Raw genomic sequence first — 15,088 nt, forward strand, 5'->3', positions numbered from 1 at the left:
CGGATGGCCCGGGGCCCCGGGCGGACCTCGGTGACGATCTCTGCACCGAGAGTAAGACGGCCGGGACCGGACCGCACGGTACGAGGGGCCGCAGGGAGGCGCCGCCCGCCAGGTGGCAGCGCCGAGTGGCGCTTTCCGCCAGGGCGGGAGAATGGAGGTATGCCCACAGAACCCGCATCAGGGGCGGCGGTCCCCGGGCCCGCCCCGCATCCGGTCCCCGACACCGCCGCGTATCTCGCCGGCCGCTGGAGCGTCGAACGCGTCGTGATCGATCTGCAGGCCGGCACGGAAGGCCGCTTCCGCGGCACCGCGGACTTCCGGCCCGACACGGCGGGGGAGGGGCTGGTGCACATCGAGGAGGGCGAGCTGACCTGGGGCGGGACGGTGCACCCGGCGAGCCGGACGCTGCGGCTGGCCCCTCAGCCGGACGGCACCGCCGAGGTCACCTTCGACGACGGCCGGCCCTTCCACGACCTGGACCTGCGCAGCGGCCACTGGACCGCCGTCCACCCCTGCGCCCCGGACCGCTACGAGGGCACCTTCACCGTCGTCTCCGTGGACGAATGGCGACTGGAGTGGCGGGTCGGCGGCCCGTCCAAGGACCAGCTGCTGCGCTCGGTCTACCGGCGCCGGGGGTGAGGCGGGCACTCACCGGAGCATGAGATTCCGCCGCCATGCAGGCATATTGGTGACGCAACTGGACTGACGGGCAGTCAGGCTACGCCATCTGACGGGCAGTCGGCGCCCTCGTCATCCGTCGAAATACGGCCCGCTGAGCCGACCCAGGACGTTACCCACCGGGAACCTCAGATGTAGCGCAATTAATGCCATCGGCAGTTGCCGCCCCCATCACCTCCTGTCAGGGTTTCAGCAATCTCAGCCCCTCCCGAGATACTCGGAGGCTCCATGCCCGTCCGCCGCACCGTGGTCGCCGCCGCCTCCGCCGCGGTGATCGCCGTCCCGTTGGTCTTCTCCCTCAACGCAAGCGCCCAGCCGGGCGCCGGCACCCCGTCCCGCGCCGCGCCGACGTCCGCGCTCACACCGCCCGCCAAGGAAGCCGTCGCCACCGGAAACGGCGGCGCGGTCTCCAGCGTCAACCCCTACGCCTCCCGGGCCGGCATCGAGGTACTGCGCCACGGCGGCAACGCCGTGGACGCCGCGGTCGCCACCGCCGCCGCCCTGGGAGTCGTCGAGCCCTACTCGGCGGGCATCGGGGGCGGCGGCTACTTCACGTACTACAACGCCCGCACCGGCAAGGTCAGCACCATCGACGGCCGGGAGACCGCCCCCGCCCGTATGAAATCGGACGCCTTCATCGACCCGGCCACGGGCAAGCCCATCCCGTTCCCCGAAGCCGTCAACTCCGGTCTCTCCGTGGGCGTACCGGGCACCCCGGCCACCTGGCGGAAGGCGCTGCGCGACTGGGGCACCATCTCGCCGGCCAAGGCCCTGCGGCCGGCCACGCGCCTCGCCGACCAGGGCTTCGTCGTCAACGACGAATTCCGCGCCCAGACCGAGATGAACGAGGAACGCTTCCGGAAGATCTCCTCCACCGCGAAGCTGTTCCTGCCGAACGGCGAACTCCCGGTCGTCGGCTCGCGCTTCCGCAACCCCGACCTCGCCCGTACCTACCGGGAACTCGCCCGCGACGGCATGGACGCGCTCTACCGCGGCCCGATCGGTCGCGATGTCGTCCACACCGTCCAGCACCCGCCCGTCGCACCGGACGCGAACGCGAAGATACGCCCCGGCCTGATGGAGACCGGCGACCTCGCGAAATACACCCCGCTGCGCCGCGACCCCACCCATGCCACCTACCGCGGCCTCGATGTGTACTCCATGGCCCCCTCCTCCTCCGGCGGCACCACCGTCGGCGAGGCCCTCAACATCCTGGAGAACTACCACCTCTCCTCGGCCGACCGGGTCCAGGCGCTCCACCACTACCTCGAAGCCAGCCGTATCTCCTTCGCCGACCGCAACCGGTGGGTGGGCGACCCGGCGTTCTCCGACGTACCCACCGACGAACTGCTGTCCAAGAAGTTCGCCAAGGACCGCGCCTGCCTGATCAGCCCCACCAGCACCCTCACCAGCCCGGTCGCGCCCGCCGACCCGCGCCGCCCCGGCACCGGCTGCAAGGCCCGCACCGGCAGCACCGAACCGTACGAGGGCCCCTCCACCACCCACCTGGTCGCCTCCGACCGCTGGGGCAACGTGGTGTCGTACACCCTCACCATCGAGCAGACCGGCGGCTCCGCGATCACCGTGCCCGGACGCGGCTTCCTGCTCAACAACGAACTCACCGACTTCAACTTCACCCCGCTCGCCGAGGGCGTGCCCGACCCGAACCTGCCCGCCCCCGGCAAGCGCCCGCGCAGCAGCATGTCCCCGACGATCGTCCTGAAGGACGGCAAGCCGCTGCTCGCGGTCGGCTCACCGGGCGGCGCGACGATCATCACGACCGTGCTGCAGACCCTGGTCAACCGTGTCGACCTGGGCATGACCCTGCCCGACGCGGTCGCCGCCCCCCGGATCTCACAGCGCAACCGCGCCGACACCGAGGCCGAACCGGCGTTCCTCAAGTCCGCCGAGCGCACCGCACTGGACAAGCTCGGCCAGCACTTCGTGGAGGCCCCGAAGACCTTCACCCCGTCACCGGAGATCGGCGCCGTCGCCGCCCTGGAGTTCCTCTCCGACGGCCGCACCCAGGCGGTCGCCGAACCGAAACGCCGGGGTGGTGGGTCCGCGATGGTCGTCCACAAGGCCGGATAAGGCACGAGCGGAGGCCAAGCCGAAGGCCCGGGTGGAGCTCCAAGCCCACCCGGGCCTTCGGCACTCCGCTCGGCGCGCGCCTCAGCCCTTCACCGCCCGCACCGCGTACAGCAGCGGAATGATCGGCTCCGAGGGCGGCAGCCGCCACCAGCCGTTGTCCGACGGCACCATCGAATCGAAGCGCTTCCAGGGCAACAGCTCGGTCTCCCGGACCAGTTGGACGGTCAGCCCCGCTCCGGCCAGGGCCGAAACGACCTCCCCGACGCCGTGCCGCCACTCATAACTGGTCGTCGCGCCCGTCACGGGCGGACCGTCGGTGTAGGTGCACGGCGTATCGCTCCTGAGGGGCCCTCGACCCGCCAAATAGTCGTGCCGGAGCAGCAGTTGCTGCCGCTCCGGGTCCGGCGTCGGGCCCAGCGCGTCCAGCAGCGGATGGAACTCCACCAGATACAACGTTCCGCCGGGCCGCAGCAGCGCCTCGACGATCCCCGCCCAGACCGTCAGGTTCGGCAGGTAGCACAGCGCCCCCTTGCCGGTGTAGATCACATCGAACCGGCGGCCGTCCAGCGCCTCCACCGCCCGGTGGACATCGGACCGTACGAACTCCATGTCCCGCCCGGCCTCGGCCGCCAGCCGCCGCGCCTCCGCGACCGACGCCGCGGAGATGTCCAGCCCCACGGTGTGCGCGGCGCCCCGGTCGGCGAACGCGGCGGTCTCGGTGCCCAGATGGCACTGGAGATGCAGCACGTCCCGCCCCGCCAGCTCGCCGAGATCCGCCCACTCGAACGGGGCGAACCAGTGCTCGGCGGTACGGGAACCGTCCAGGCCGTAGAACTCGCTGGCCACGTGGACGGGGGTGCGGGCGTCCCAGTTCGCCTCGTTGGCGCGCACCATGTCCTCGATGGTCGGTGGCTGCCCGGTGAGGGGTGAATGTTCCGAGGCCGGTGCCACCTGGGCCGCGGGGATCGCCCCGGCCATCGGCTCACGCTTGTCTGTGGTCATCCACCCGTTGTACCTGCCTCACCCGGCGTCCACACCTCACCTTCCAGCACATTGCGCATCCCGACCCACACCATGTTCATCAGCCGCAGAGTCATCCGCTCCGGCGACTCCTCGGGGTGCCGCTCCATCCAGTCGGTGAGCGTGTCCGCCGCGCCGACCAGGGCGTGCGCCACGAAGTCGGCCTCCTCGTCGTCCAGCCGGGTCCCCCCGGTGTTGTCAGCGATGCCGGCCCGGGCGAGCCCGGCGACCTGCTCCATCACGGCCCGCCGCGCCTGTGCCATCTCCGCCGCGATGGCCGGGCTCAACTCGGAGGCCTGCCGGTGCAGCACCACCCAGCTCGCACGGTGCTCGGTGACGAAGGTGAAGAAGGCGTCCAGGCCGGACTGCAGCCGCAGCTCGGGGGAGTGCGCCTCGCCCGCGGCGGCCTGGAACGCGGCCACCAGCCGTTCCGTCTCCCGCCGCAGACAGGCGAGGAACAGCCCTTCCTTGGAATCCAGATAGAGATAGACCATCGGCTTGGAGATCCCGGCCAGCTCGGCGATCTCGTCCACCGACGCGGCGTGATAGCCCCGTTTGGCGAAGACCTGGATCGCCGCGTCGATGATCTGCTGCTCCCGGACCGGGCGGGGGACGCGTCGCCTGCGTGTGTCACTCATCCCTGCCAGCTTACCTAGTACACAAGTAAACTTACTAAATAGTAACTTTACTGTGCGGTAATGTGAGTCGGGTGCGAGCATGGATGCCGGCATGGGGGAGTTGGGTATGACGAACGGGCTGCGCTGGATATCCGAGGCATATGACATGGGGTACACGGTCGTACTCTGCGAAGGAATCTCGCCGGAGGAAATGCTGTCGCGAATGGGATTCGCCGAGGACCAGGTGTTCCCGCTGTCCCGCGACCAGGCGGACGACATCCTCTGCCTAGACGACGAGGGGACCGCCTCCGACCTGGAGTTCATCGACCCCGAGGACGAGGAGACGATAGAGCGCCTGGAGCGCTGCGGATTCCTCTCCCGGCCCGAGTCCATCGTGCGGGTGGGCGGCCACGGCGGATGGGCGTATGCGCTGGAGGCGTTCTTCGCGAATTCCAGCGACGAAGAACTACTGGCATCCCTGTCCAAGGACACCCGCGTCTTCGCGCTGCACTGCAACGGCGGCAAAGGGTTCGGCGTCGCCTCGTTCGCCTCCTTCGGAGTCGTCCACTGCTCCTTCGAGATCGGCGCCCCGTGGGATGTGCCGGACGTGATGCCCGAGGAGCTTACGGAGTTCGTCGCGCCGGAGGACGACGAACCGGACGCGGTGGCCTTTCTGCGGTTCCTGGAAACCACGTACGGAATTTATGTTCCGTGGTCCGAGGCCGAGACGGAAGCGCGGCTCTCGGCTGCCTTCCCGGCCTGACCGGATGAATACCCCTGAGTAGCAAAGGCGTTGGCGCCGACGCCCGGCATTTCGTGGGTATGTTGGAGTCCGCTCCGGGGCCGCCCGCCATGGCACGGCCGTCCCGGGCCGCATGGCGGTGGATGCCCAACGACGGGAAGTGTGGAATGAGCCAGGAAACGCAACCGCAGTCCGATGCCGTCGACGTCAGCATCCCGAGCGTGGCGCGGATGTACGACTACTACCTCGGCGGCAAGGACAACTACGCCGTGGACCGCGAGGCATGCGAAGAGCTGAACAAGGTCGTCCCGAGCACCAAGGTGCTGGCGATCAACAACCGGCGCTTTCTGCAGCGGGTGGTCCGCTGGCTGGCCCAGGAGCAGGGCATCCGGCAGTTCATCGACCACGGATCAGGTCTGCCGACCCAGGACAACGTCCACCAGGTGGCGCAGCGGGTCGACCCACAGGCCCGCGTGGTCTACGTCGACAACGACCCCATCGTCCTGGCGCACGGCCGGGCGCTGCTGGAGGAGAACGACCACACCGCCGTCATCCAGGCCGACATGCGGGACACCGAAGGCATCTTCGGCAGCCCCGAGGTCGAGCGCCTGATCGACTTCAAGGAGCCGGTGGCCGCCCTGTTCGTCTCCGTACTGCACTGCATCCCGGACAAGGACGACCCCGCCGCACTGGTAAAGCGTGTCGCCGAACGACTGGTACCCGGAAGCTTTCTGGTGGCCTGTCAGCTGGTCAGCGAGGACAAGGCCACCCGCGACTTCGTCACCGAGTTCATGGACAAGAGCACCCACGGCAACTGGGGCCGGGTACGTCAGGCACACGAACTGGAGGGGTTCCTGGACGGGCTGGAGATCCTGGAGCCCGGACTGGTGGAGGTCTCCACCTGGCGGCCGGACTCGGATCTCGGCCCGAAGCAGCTCACCATGGAGTGGATCGAGTACGGCGGCGTCGCCCGTAAGCCGTAGCGTACGCAGCGGTGGCCGTACCGGTACGAGGCAGCGGCTGACCAGTGCTCCGGCTGGTCAGCTCTGCTGCTCGATCAGACCGTCCAGCATCGCCAGCGAGTCCCGCGGTGACTCGGACTGCGCGCTGAGCCGGTCCATCACCGCGAGGTAATGGTCCACGTCATCGCGCTTGTCCAGATAGAGCGAACTGGTCAACTGCTCCAGATAGACGATGTCAGGCAGATCCGGCTCCAGGAACCGCAGGATCGTGACCGGCCCGCCGGCCGCCGCGAGACCGCCGAGGCTGAACGGCGCGATCTGCAGCGTGACATTCGGCAGCGCCGCCATCTCCCGCAGCTGCCGCAGCTGACCGGCCATCACCTCCGCCCCGCCCAACGGCCGGCGCAGCGACGCCTCGTCGAGCACCGCCCACAGCCGCGGCGCGTCCCGGACCGTCAACAGCTCCTGACGCTTGATACGCAGCGCCACCCGCCGCTCGATCTCCTCGGCGGACGCCTGCGGATGCCCGAGCCGGGTCACCGCACGCGCGTAATCAGCGGTCTGCAACAGGCCCGGCACGAACTGGACTTCATAGGTGCGGATGACGGACGCGACCTCTTCGAGGCCGAGCAGCGTCTCGAACCAGCCGGGCAGCACATCGCCGTACTGGTGCCACCAGCCAGGAGTGCTGGTCCGGCGGGCCAGCGCGAGGAAGTCGGCGCGCTCCGAGTCGTCCGTGATGCCGTAGAGCGTCAGCAGATCCGCGATATCCCGCTCTTTGCAGCCCACCCGGCCGAGCTCCAGGCGGCTGATCTTCGCATGCGAGCCGCGGATGGCGTCTCCGGCGGCCTCGCGGGTGATGCCCGCCGCCTCGCGCAACCGTCTCAACTGGGTGCCCAGGACGATGCGCAGGACGGTCGGGCCACCACGGGGATGCTCCAAGTAGCGGCGCAGAGACGATTCGCGGCTCGGCTGCGCGGCACTCATGGTGACTCCCCTGGGTGTTCGGACGAACGCTCAGTGTCCCATCGTCCCAGAGCGTTCGTACAGTCGCGCAATTATCCGGCCGTCATATGTCAGCCGCAATCGATGAGATCGTCGAAGTCGCCGTCCTTGGCGCCCTGGACGAACGCCGACATCTCGGCACGGGTGTAGACCAGCGCCGGGCCCGACGCATCCCGCGAGTTCCGTACCGCCACCCCGCCGCCGGAAAGAACGGCCAGCTCAACGCAGTTGCCACTGGGGTTGCTGCGGCTGCTCTTGCGCCAGACGGCGCCTTCGATGCTGGTCGCCTGCATGCCGTTGGTCACCGACTCCATCATGCTGCTCCCTTGCTGGAGGACGCGCCTCCGCCGTTCCCGGGCCCGCGATCACATTGGCGTGAACGGGCCCCTGAGCAACCGTCCTTACCGATGCAATTGCAGATGTACTTGCAGCGGGGGGCGGCCGACGAGGATATTAGCTGTCCCGGGAAGTTCCGCCCAGCCCCGAAAGCCCTCACGGAGTTCGTGATGACGACACATCCGGCAGAGACCGTGCACGACGCCCTTCGGGAGGAATCACATCAGGACACCTGGTGGTTGCCGGGTCCCGACGACTTCGCCGCATGCGCCCTCAGCGACTCCCCGCGCACCGCGGCCGAGGCCCGCCGCTTCACCCAGCTGACCCTCGAAGGCTGGCGGATGTGCCCCACCGTCACCGAGAACACCGCACTGGTCGTCTCCGAACTCGTCAGCAACGCACTGCGATACGGCGCCAAGGCGCAGGGGCGGGAGGACAGGGGGGACGACGAGCAGGCCCCGCACGACGACGACCGGGGCGGCTTCACCCCGGCCGGCTCCTACTGCCCCGCCTGGCTCGCCCTGACCCGGCAGGACACCGGCGTGCTCTGCGCGGTCTCGGACGCCGGCACCGGGACGCCGGTGCTCATCACGCCCGACCCCCTCGCCGAGTCCGGGCGCGGACTGCGCATCGTCGACGAGCTCAGCGAAGCCTGGGGCTGGACACAGCCGGACGCCTCGGGCAAGACGGTCTGGGCCACGGTGTCGACCCACGGCTGACGACCCGTCGGATGATGCCCGCTGCGGGTCTCGCCACCGCCGCCGGACGGGCCCTGTGTGACCATGCCCTGGTCGCCGTCACCACAGCGGGAGGCCCGAGAAGCCGATGGATCTGCTGTCCCTGCGCTACTTCCGGGCCGTCGCCCGGCGCGAGCACATCAGCCGGGCCGCCGAGGAACTACGGGTGGCCCAGCCATCGGTGAGCCGTACGATCGCCCGGCTGGAGGCCGAGCTGGGCGTTCCGCTCTTCGACCGGCAGGGCCGCACCATCCGGCTCAACCGCTACGGCGCGGCGTTTCTGCGCCGGGTCGAGCGGGCGCTGGACGAACTGGACGACGCCCGCCGAGAGGTCGCCGACGCCGCCGGCCTCGACCACGGCGGCGTCGCTCTCGCCGCCGAGACCCTGCTGCCGCTCTCCGAACTGCTGGGCGCGTTCCGCACCGCACACCCCAAGGTCACCATGCGGGTCCTGCAAGCCACCCCCGAAGTGATGCGCAATCAGCTACGTGCACGGGAGGTGGACTTCTGTGTGGCCTCACAACCGCTGGACGGGCCCGGCCTCGAAGCGGTTCGGCTCCTGCACGAAGAGGTACTGCTCGCCGTACCGGCCGGGCATCCGCTGGCCGCCCGGGACCGGGTCTCGGTGGCCGACATCGCCGACGAGCCGTTCATCTCCACCCGGCCGGGGCACTGGCAACGCGCCCTGCTGGAGCGGCTGTTCACCACCATCGGCCGCAGTCCGGTCATCTCCTGTGAAGGGGAGGAACCAGGCGCCACGCACTTTCTGATCGCGGCCGGGCTCGGCATCGGACTGCTGCCGTCGATCGCCCGCACCGACCCCTCGGTGCTGCCACTCGCCTGGCTGCGCCTCGACACCCCCGACTGCGCCCGCACCCTGAGCCTCGTCCGCCGCAAGGACAGCTATCTCTCCTCGGCCGCCGCACGCTTCCGCGACATGGCCGTCGCGCATTTCGCGAACACGGGGTGAGGTATTCACCGTGTTCGGAGGCGTCATCGCCGAACGGGTCCCCCTTCGGTGAACGGGCCGGTGCCGTACGGATGCAGCTCGATGGCGACCCCGTTCGCCGAAGGGTCCATGTCCACGGCCTGCGTGACGTCACCTCCGGCGGCGGCCAGATGACGCTGGACACCGTACTGGCAGGTCTTGGCCAGCCGGTCCGCCTCGACGGCCGACAACCGCACGCCCCGGCGCAACTGCACATGGACGACCGGCCACGCCTCCAGTTCCCCGCCGGCCGCCGGGGCGAGACGGAACCCCTCGATCAGCCCGGCCAGCGGATTGCCCTCAAACAGCCCGTACTCGACATCCTGCGGATACACAGCGGCCCCCTCCGACAACAACCACAACCCCAGGTGACACCAGGCGAGTTGCTCGCATGCCCGCCCCCGGAATCCTCGATGCCGGGGCCAGGCCGTGTCATGAGCGCGGCTACTCAGAAGCGGGGGTGAGTACGACGGGGGCGGGGCCGGGCCCACGCCCGACCACACCCCCGAAGACCGTTCCGACCCTGTCCCACCGGACAGGTGCTATGACCCGTCCGACAGCCCGAACGCGTCCAGCAGCCGCTCGGCGGCCAATGTCGCGGTGATCTCCCCGTCGCGCACCGCACGCTCGATGCCTGGCCCCTGGCGGCGCACCTCGGGGTGCTCCTGGAGCCGGTCGATCAGCCGCTCGCGGACCATCGACCAGGTCCAGTCGACCTGCTGCGCACGGCGCCGCTCGGCCAGCGCGCCGGTCGAGTCCAGCAGCGTGCGGTGCTGCTCGATCCGCTCCCACACCGCCTTCAGGCCGGTGCCCTCGCGGGCGCTGCACGTCAGCACCGGCGGTGTCCACACGGCGTCGGCAGGCTGCAACAGCCGTAGCGCACCGGCCAGTTCACGGGCCGCCGAGCGGGCGTCCCGCTCGTGCGGACCGTCCGCCTTGTTGACCGACACCAGGTCCGCCAGCTCCAGGACGCCCTTCTTGATGCCCTGGAGCTGGTCGCCGGTGCGGGCCAGCGTCAGCAGGAGGAAGGTGTCGACCATGTTGGCCACGGTGGTTTCGGACTGGCCGACGCCGACCGTCTCCACCAGGATCACGTCGTAGCCCGCGGCCTCCATGACGACGATGGACTCGCGGGTCGCGCGTGCCACACCGCCCAGCGTCCCGGAGGTGGGGGAGGGGCGGACGAACGCCGCCGGGTCGGTCGCCAGCCGCTCCATCCGGGTCTTGTCACCCAGGATGGAGCCGCCGGTGCGGGTGGAGGACGGGTCGACGGCGAGTACCGCGACCCGGTGCCCCATGCCGGTCAGCAGCGTGCCGAGCGCGTCGATGAACGTCGACTTGCCGACGCCCGGCACCCCGCTGATACCCACCCGGCGGGCCGCACCGGAGTGCGGCAGCAGCTCGATCAGCAGCCGCTGCGCCGCCGCCCGGTGGTCGGCGCGGGTGGATTCCACCAGGGTGACGGCACGGGCGATCCACGCCCGGGAACCGGCGCGGACCCCCTCGGCGTACCGTCCGACATCGATCGTCGCAGGCATGACCCCCCGCTCAGAGCTCGTGGCCGAGGACCGACGCCAGTTCCCGCACCAGATCGTGCGCGGCATCGGGGATCACCGTGCCGGGCAGGAAGACCGCGGCCGCACCCATGTCGCGCAGCGGCTGGACGTCCTGCGGCGGGATCACCCCGCCCACCACGATCGTGATGTCCTCCCGGTCCTCGGCGGCCAGCGCCTCCTTCAGGGCGGGCACCAGGGTCAGATGGCCCGCGGCCAGCGACGAGACGCCGACGATGTGGACGTCCGCCTCGACCGCCTGGCGGGCGACCTCGGCCGGCGTCTGGAACAGCGGGCCGACATCCACGTCGAAGCCCAGGTCGGCAAAGGCCGTGGCAATCACCTTCTGGCCGCGGTCATGGCCGTCCTGGCCCATCTTGGCCACCAGGATGCGCGGTCGGCGCCCCTCGGCGCGCTCGAATTCGGCCACCAGGTCCCGGGTGCGCTCGACACCGGAGGAGGGGCCCGCTTCGTCTCGGTACACACCGGAGATCGTACGGATCTGGCCGGAGTGGCGCCCGTAGACGGTCTCCAGTGCGTCCGAGATCTCACCGACGGTCGCCATCGCGCGGGCCGCGTTCACGGCCAGGGCGAGAAGATTTCCTTCAAGTCCCTTGCCGGGCCCGGCCTTTGCCGACTCCGTCAGCGCCCGCAGTGCATCCTGGCAGGCCGCCTCGTCGCGCTCGGCACGCAGTCGCTTCAGCTTCTCGATCTGCTGGGCCCGCACGGCGGAGTTGTCGACCTTGAGGACCTCGATCTCCTCATCGGTCTCCACCCGGTACTTGTTGACCCCGATCAGCGCCTGCCGGCCGGAGTCGATCCGCGCCTGCGTACGGGCCGCGGCCTCCTCGACGCGCAGCTTCGGAATGCCCGCGTCGATGGCCTTGGCCATACCGCCGGCCGCCTCGACCTCCTCGATGTGCTGCCAGGCCCGCTGCGCCAGATCGTGCGTGAGCTTCTCGACGTACGCGCTGCCGCCCCACGGGTCGATCACCCGGCAGGTCCCCGACTCCTGCTGGAGGAAGAGCTGGGTGTTGCGGGCGATCCGGGCGGAGAAGTCGGTGGGCAGGGCCAGCGCCTCGTCGAGGGCGTTGGTGTGCAGCGACTGGGTGTGCCCCTGGGTGGCAGCCATCGCCTCCACACACGTACGCGTCACGTTGTTGAACACGTCCTGCGCGGTCAGCGACCAGCCGGAAGTCTGCGAATGGGTGCGCAGGGACAGCGACTTGGGGTTCTTCGGTTCGAAGCGCTGCACCAGGCGCGCCCACAGCAACCGGGCCGCGCGCAGCTTGGCGATCTCCATGAAGAAGTTCATGCCGATCGCCCAGAAGAACGAGAGCCGAGGCGCGAAGGAGTCCACGTCCATGCCGGCCTCGATGCCCGCGCGCAGATACTCCACCCCGTCCGCGAGGGTGTACGCCAGCTCCAGGTCGGCCGTCGCACCCGCCTCCTGGATGTGATAGCCGGAGATCGAAATGGAGTTGTAGCGCGGCATCTTCTGCGACGTGTACGAGAAGATGTCGGAGATGATCCGCATCGACGGCTGCGGCGGATAGATGTAGGTGTTGCGGACCATGAACTCCTTGAGGATGTCGTTCTGAATGGTCCCCGCAAGCTTCTCCGGCGGTACGCCCTGCTCCTCGGCCGCCACGATGTACAGCGCGAGAACCGGCAGCACCGCGCCGTTCATCGTCATCGACACCGTCATCTTGTCCAGCGGAATGCCCTCGAAGAGCTGCCGCATGTCGTAGATCGAGTCGATGGCGACGCCCGCCATGCCGACATCGCCGGTGACACGCGGATGATCGCTGTCGTAGCCACGGTGCGTCGGCAGATCGAACGCGACCGACAGACCCTTCTGACCGGCCGCGAGATTACGCCGGTAGAAGGCGTTGGACTCCTCGGCGGTGGAGAAACCGGCGTACTGCCGGATGGTCCACGGCTGGTTGACGTACATGGTGGGGTAGGGGCCGCGCAGATACGGCGTGATACCCGGGTACGTGCCGAGGAAGTCCACACCGCCGAGGTCCGCGTCGGTGTACAGCGGCTTGACGTCGATACCCTCCGGCGTCTCCCACGTCAGATCCTCGACACCCTTGCCGGTGACCTGCTGCACCGCCTCCGCCCACTGCCCGGCATCGGCCGACGTGACTGTCCCGAGCGGATCTCCCAGCTCGACCCCGCTGAAGTCCGGGATGCTCACCATCACGCCACCTCCATGACATCCAGGGCCGAGGACAGCACCTCGACCGCGTCGCAGCCCGCGAACACGAACGCGTCCACACCGGCCTCCACGTATTCCTCGCCCCGCGCACCCGGCTTACCCGCCAGATACACCCGCAGCGCACCCGCCGACTTCAGCGCGGCCGCCACCGCCGCCGCCTGCTCGCCGTACACCGCGTCACTCGAACACAGACAGGCAATGCCCGCCCCACTCCGCGCAAACGCCTCGGCCACCGACTCCGCGTCCACCGACGCCGGCTCCTGGACCGTCTCGATACCGCCCGCCTGGAACAGATTCGCCGCGAACGTCACCCGCGCGGTGTGCACCGCGGCCGGACCCAGCGCCGCGACAAACACCTTCGGCCGCTCCCCACCGACCGCCAGATGCGCATCGGACCGGGCCCGCAGCCCCTCGTACGCATCGTCCCTGCGCACCCGCGGCAGACCACCGCCCACCGGAGCCGGCGCCGGATCGCGCTGCACCGGCGACTCCGCCAGATGCGGGAACTCACTGACACCGGTGATCGGTTCACGGCGGTGCGCGAGATCCTCGGACCGCCGCCGCCAGGTCGCCGCCAGCCGCTCACCGATCAACCCGGACCGCAGCGCCGCGGCCTGACCGCCCGCACCCTCGATCTCCTGGAAGAACGCCCAGGCGGACCGGGCCAGCTCGGCGGTGAGGCTCTCCACGTACCAGGAGCCGCCCGCCGGGTCGATCACCTTCGACAGATGCGACTCCTCCAGCAGCACCGACTGGGTGTTACGGGCGATCCGCCGGGCGAACGCGTCCGGCAGGCCCAACGCGGCATCGAACGGCAGCACCGTCACCGCATCCGCACCACCGACACCCGCGGACAGCCCGGCCACCGTGGTCCGCAGCATGTTCACCCACGGGTCCCGACGGGTCATCATCACCGTGGACGTCACCGCGTGCTGACGCTGCGCCGACGCCTCGGGCGACGCCCCGCACACCTCCGCGACCCGCGCCCACAGCCGGCGGGCCGCACGCAGCTTCGCGATCGTCAGGAACTGGTCCGCGGTGGCCGCATAGCGGAACTCCAGCTGCCGGCAGGCCGTATCCACATCCAGACCGGCCGCGGTCAGCTCCCGCAGATACGCCACACCGGTCGCCAGCGAAGCACCCAGCTCCTCGGCGGTCGAACCACCCGCCTCGTGATACGGCAGCGCGTCCACGGCCAGCGCCCGCAACTTCGGCGAGTCGGCGGCCGAACGCGCAGCGAGCCGGGTCGCGGCCTCCAACTGGATCCGCAGCTTGCTGTCATCGCCCGTACGGGCCAACAGTCCCAGCGGATCCGCGCCCAGAGTGCCGGTCGCCTCGCTCAGCGGCACACCCGACGCGGCGTACAGCCCCAGCAACTCCTCGGCGGCCGCGACGAAATCGGCGCCCGCGTCCAGCGCCACCGCGGCCAGATCCAGATACACGCCCCGCAACGCCCGCGGCAGCTCCGTCACCGGCACCCCGCCGTCCCCGACGGTCAGCCACAGCGAGGTGACACCGTTCTCCAGGTCCGCGAGCACCGCCTCATTGGCGCGCTCCGGATCGGCGTGCACATGGCGCTGGCGTACGTCCCAACCGGACACGGTCGTGCCCTCGGGACGGCCGGCGCGTACGAACGGCGGAAAGCCGGGGAGGCCCACGGCGGCCGAATCGTCGTCACGGGTATACAGCGGGCGGATGCGGATCCCGTCCTGGATCTCGGTCGCGAGCGCGTCCTCGGCGGCGGCACCCGCCGCTTCTGTGACGCCCGATTTGCGCAGCACGCCTTCGACGAGGCGCTGCCACTGTTCGCGGTCCGCGTCCGGGAATGCGGCGGCCAGGGGGAGTTCGGAGGACTCGGCGGTCATGGCAAGCAGGCTAAGCGAACGACCGTTAGCCGGAGCAGGGGCTCCGGCTGTGACCTTGCACTCGTTGACCTTGTGTTTGTCCGTATTGGGGGTGGTAGGGGGAGGGCCGCGGCGACGAACTGCTACCCGCCGGTAAGTAGTGGGCGGCGGTGGCGATCCGTACTGGTTGCGTCTGTGTGCAGGTCGGCTCCGTGAGCGGCCGCGGAGTGCGGCGGGATCCTCGCCCGTCAGGGCACACGGCGTGCGGCGCGCCCACCCTCACACTCTCCG

General features: G+C 69.9%; 14 protein-coding genes. 6 read left to right on the forward strand and 8 right to left on the reverse strand.

Translation table 11 applies throughout. The annotated features are described in order from the left end of the window. The first annotated feature begins 159 nt into the window (after nucleotides 1-159). Nucleotides 160-639, forward strand: coding sequence for a DUF6314 family protein (locus tag FCH28_RS04840; protein ID WP_136738466.1), 480 nt, complete (start codon nucleotides 160-162; stop codon nucleotides 637-639). A 267-nt stretch (nucleotides 640-906) separates the two neighbouring features. After that, a complete protein-coding gene (gene ggt, locus FCH28_RS04845; RefSeq protein WP_136738467.1) occupies nucleotides 907-2,769 on the forward strand; it encodes a gamma-glutamyltransferase in 1,863 nt (620 codons plus the stop codon). Nucleotides 2,770-2,850: 81 nt separating this feature from the next. On the opposite strand, the gene FCH28_RS04850 is transcribed toward ggt, so the two are convergent. Together FCH28_RS04850 and FCH28_RS04855 are read right to left on the reverse strand one after the other, a co-directional pair. Next, entirely contained in the window at nucleotides 2,851-3,663 is an 813-nt protein-coding gene (locus tag FCH28_RS04850) for a class I SAM-dependent methyltransferase (protein ID WP_246102535.1), read from the reverse strand. A 104-nt stretch (nucleotides 3,664-3,767) separates the two neighbouring features. Next, the gene (locus FCH28_RS04855) at nucleotides 3,768-4,427 is read right to left on the reverse strand and encodes a TetR/AcrR family transcriptional regulator (protein WP_136738469.1); all 660 of its coding nucleotides are present in this window, start codon (nucleotides 4,425-4,427) and stop codon (nucleotides 3,768-3,770) included. 79 nt (nucleotides 4,428-4,506) lie between these two features. On the opposite strand from FCH28_RS04855, the gene FCH28_RS04860 reads away from it, so the two are divergent. Together FCH28_RS04860 and FCH28_RS04865 are read left to right on the forward strand one after the other, a co-directional pair. Further along, nucleotides 4,507-5,169: a DUF6461 domain-containing protein gene (locus FCH28_RS04860; RefSeq protein ID WP_136738470.1), complete on the forward strand. Its 663-nt coding sequence runs from the start codon at nucleotides 4,507-4,509 to the stop codon at nucleotides 5,167-5,169. 146 nt (nucleotides 5,170-5,315) lie between these two features. Beyond that, a complete protein-coding gene (locus FCH28_RS04865) occupies nucleotides 5,316-6,131 on the forward strand; it encodes an SAM-dependent methyltransferase (protein WP_136738471.1) in 816 nt (271 codons plus the stop codon). Nucleotides 6,132-6,188: 57 nt separating this feature from the next. Here FCH28_RS04865 and FCH28_RS04870 read toward each other — a convergent pair whose 3' ends face one another. Further along, nucleotides 6,189-7,097, reverse strand: a complete 909-nt coding sequence (locus tag FCH28_RS04870; protein ID WP_136738472.1) for a helix-turn-helix domain-containing protein — start codon at nucleotides 7,095-7,097, stop codon at nucleotides 6,189-6,191. 89 nt (nucleotides 7,098-7,186) lie between these two features. Further along, a complete protein-coding gene (locus FCH28_RS04875; protein WP_136739092.1) occupies nucleotides 7,187-7,429 on the reverse strand; it encodes a DUF397 domain-containing protein in 243 nt (80 codons plus the stop codon). A gap of 192 nt (nucleotides 7,430-7,621) precedes the next feature. Between FCH28_RS04875 and FCH28_RS04880 the strand changes: the two genes are divergently transcribed. Further along, nucleotides 7,622-8,170 (forward strand): ATP-binding protein, encoded by a 549-nt coding sequence (locus FCH28_RS04880; RefSeq protein WP_136738473.1) that lies wholly within the window; start codon nucleotides 7,622-7,624, stop codon nucleotides 8,168-8,170. 106 nt (nucleotides 8,171-8,276) lie between these two features. Then, complete coding sequence (locus FCH28_RS04885; RefSeq protein ID WP_136738474.1) at nucleotides 8,277-9,158, forward strand: LysR family transcriptional regulator; 882 nt, start codon at nucleotides 8,277-8,279, stop codon at nucleotides 9,156-9,158. Between the two features lie 23 nt (nucleotides 9,159-9,181). On the opposite strand, the gene FCH28_RS04890 is transcribed toward FCH28_RS04885, so the two are convergent. The 4 genes from FCH28_RS04890 to mutA form a co-directional block, all read right to left on the reverse strand. Next, nucleotides 9,182-9,511, reverse strand: coding sequence for a coenzyme f390 synthetase (locus FCH28_RS04890; protein ID WP_246102406.1), 330 nt, complete (start codon nucleotides 9,509-9,511; stop codon nucleotides 9,182-9,184). 207 nt (nucleotides 9,512-9,718) lie between these two features. Then, nucleotides 9,719-10,714 (reverse strand): methylmalonyl Co-A mutase-associated GTPase MeaB, encoded by a 996-nt coding sequence (meaB, locus tag FCH28_RS04895; protein WP_136738475.1) that lies wholly within the window; start codon nucleotides 10,712-10,714, stop codon nucleotides 9,719-9,721. A gap of 10 nt (nucleotides 10,715-10,724) precedes the next feature. Beyond that, nucleotides 10,725-12,935 (reverse strand): methylmalonyl-CoA mutase, encoded by a 2,211-nt coding sequence (gene scpA / locus FCH28_RS04900; protein ID WP_136738476.1) that lies wholly within the window; start codon nucleotides 12,933-12,935, stop codon nucleotides 10,725-10,727. Then, a complete protein-coding gene (mutA, locus tag FCH28_RS04905) occupies nucleotides 12,935-14,818 on the reverse strand; it encodes a methylmalonyl-CoA mutase small subunit (protein ID WP_136738477.1) in 1,884 nt (627 codons plus the stop codon). The genes scpA and mutA overlap by 1 nt, the downstream gene beginning before the upstream one ends. Between the last annotated feature and the right edge of the window lie 270 nt (nucleotides 14,819-15,088).

The sequence above is a fragment of the Streptomyces piniterrae genome, assembly GCF_005048155.1.
Classification (GTDB): Bacteria; Actinomycetota; Actinomycetes; order Streptomycetales; family Streptomycetaceae; genus Streptomyces; species Streptomyces piniterrae.

Coding starts and splice junctions, on each gene's coding strand:
- FCH28_RS04840 (WP_136738466.1), top strand. CDS start 160: ATGCCCACAGAACCCGCATCAGGGGCGGCGGTCCCCGGGCCCGCCCCG.
- ggt (WP_136738467.1), top strand. CDS start 907: ATGCCCGTCCGCCGCACCGTGGTCGCCGCCGCCTCCGCCGCGGTGATC.
- FCH28_RS04850 (WP_246102535.1), bottom strand. CDS start 3,663: ATGGTGCGCGCCAACGAGGCGAACTGGGACGCCCGCACCCCCGTCCAC.
- FCH28_RS04855 (WP_136738469.1), bottom strand. CDS start 4,427: ATGAGTGACACACGCAGGCGACGCGTCCCCCGCCCGGTCCGGGAGCAG.
- FCH28_RS04860 (WP_136738470.1), top strand. CDS start 4,507: ATGGATGCCGGCATGGGGGAGTTGGGTATGACGAACGGGCTGCGCTGG.
- FCH28_RS04865 (WP_136738471.1), top strand. CDS start 5,316: ATGAGCCAGGAAACGCAACCGCAGTCCGATGCCGTCGACGTCAGCATC.
- FCH28_RS04870 (WP_136738472.1), bottom strand. CDS start 7,097: ATGAGTGCCGCGCAGCCGAGCCGCGAATCGTCTCTGCGCCGCTACTTG.
- FCH28_RS04875 (WP_136739092.1), bottom strand. CDS start 7,429: ATGGAGTCGGTGACCAACGGCATGCAGGCGACCAGCATCGAAGGCGCC.
- FCH28_RS04880 (WP_136738473.1), top strand. CDS start 7,622: ATGACGACACATCCGGCAGAGACCGTGCACGACGCCCTTCGGGAGGAA.
- FCH28_RS04885 (WP_136738474.1), top strand. CDS start 8,277: ATGGATCTGCTGTCCCTGCGCTACTTCCGGGCCGTCGCCCGGCGCGAG.
- meaB (WP_136738475.1), bottom strand. CDS start 10,714: ATGCCTGCGACGATCGATGTCGGACGGTACGCCGAGGGGGTCCGCGCC.
- scpA (WP_136738476.1), bottom strand. CDS start 12,935: ATGGTGAGCATCCCGGACTTCAGCGGGGTCGAGCTGGGAGATCCGCTC.
- mutA (WP_136738477.1), bottom strand. CDS start 14,818: ATGACCGCCGAGTCCTCCGAACTCCCCCTGGCCGCCGCATTCCCGGAC.